This window comes from Ruegeria sp. AP12, assembly GCF_056540025.1.
In genome coordinates, this window is sequence record NZ_JBQFVZ010000073.1 from 1 (window position 1) to 1,149 (window position 1,149).

Consider the following 1,149-nt stretch of genomic DNA (forward strand, 5'->3'; position numbering starts at 1 on the left):
GTGACCGCGGAATGGAACTGCCGCGGGTCATTTCACTGTCCCTCGTTCCAACAACTGGCGCCCAAGGTTTCTTGGGCGCTTTTTTCTTTTTGGAACCCTGCTAAGGATGGGGCATGCCAGATTATTCCGACGCCTTTCTGAAAGACATCCTGCATCGCACCAAAACCGTCGCTGTTGTGGGCGTGTCGATGAACCCTGTGCGGCCCAGCTATTACGTGGCGCGTTATCTGTCGCTCAAGGGGTATACGGTGATACCGGTCAATCCCGGCCATGCGGGCAAGCTGCTGTTCGGTCAGACGGTGCAGGCCTCATTGTCCGAGATTTCCGAGCCCGTCGATATGGTCGACATCTTCCGCCGCTCCGAGGCGGTGCCGCCGATAGTGGATGCGGCGCTAGAAGCTTTTCCCGACCTGCGCACCATCTGGATGCAGATCGGCGTCGAACATGCCGAAGCGGCGGCCGAGGCTGAGGCGCGTGGCGTTGATGTGGTGATGAACCGCTGCCCCAAGATCGAATACCAGCGTCTGTTTGGCGAACTGCGCATGGGCGGCTTCGCAACCGGGGTGATTTCGTCCAAGCTTTGACGGCTAGCCGCCCGCATAGGGCTTCAGTTCCCCATATTGCTCTATCCGCCGTTGCTGCAGCACCACCTCACGCGGGACCCACTCATATTTTGTGTCTTCAACCAGAGGCGACCAGAACAGCACGCCGCCATACCGCCACGGGTCCAGCACAACGCCGTCATACATCGTCTCACCCTTGCGGCTGATGATGGCAGTGCTGTGGTCGATGCGGAACGGATTGTCCGCATTTGCGATGGCGCGGTGCATTTCCAGCGTGCGGAATTGTTCCAGGTCCAGGCGCCGCTCGATATCCTCGGCCCAATGCCAGCAGAGGCCCCGCGGGCGCAGGCCCTTGTTGACCTTGGCGTTGTGGATCAGGGGTGGGTCGGTGATTTCATACTCTTGCACCAACTGCGCCGTATAGGCATAGGCGATCCGCGCCGCCCGCTGCGCCACTTCCGGGTCGATATCGGGGCCCAGGCTTTGGATTTTGCTGGCCAGTCGCTGCACCTCGTCCCCAGACGAGCGCGGAGGCGCAGCGCAGGCGGCAAGTGTTGCAAGGGCTGCGGCAAACACCAACGCTCTG

The 1,149-nt window shown here is 60.9% G+C and carries 2 protein-coding genes; one reads left to right on the forward strand and one right to left on the reverse strand.

Annotated features, from left to right (window positions below; translation table 11 throughout):
• Window positions 1–113 precede the first annotated feature (113 nt).
• Window positions 114–584: a CoA-binding protein gene (locus tag ACR0E6_RS21300; protein ID WP_480530070.1), complete on the forward strand. Its 471-nt coding sequence runs from the start codon at window positions 114–116 to the stop codon at window positions 582–584.
• Window positions 585–587: 3 nt separating this feature from the next.
• Here the strand turns inward: ACR0E6_RS21300 and ACR0E6_RS21305 are convergent.
• The coding region (locus tag ACR0E6_RS21305; protein ID WP_480587056.1) for a hypothetical protein at window positions 588–1,149 on the reverse strand (562 nt) is incomplete at its 5' end.

Excerpts from the sequence above, each read along its gene's own strand:
- ACR0E6_RS21300 (WP_480530070.1), top strand. The coding sequence starts at position 114 with ATGCCAGATTATTCCGACGCCTTTCTGAAAGACATCCTGCATCGCACC.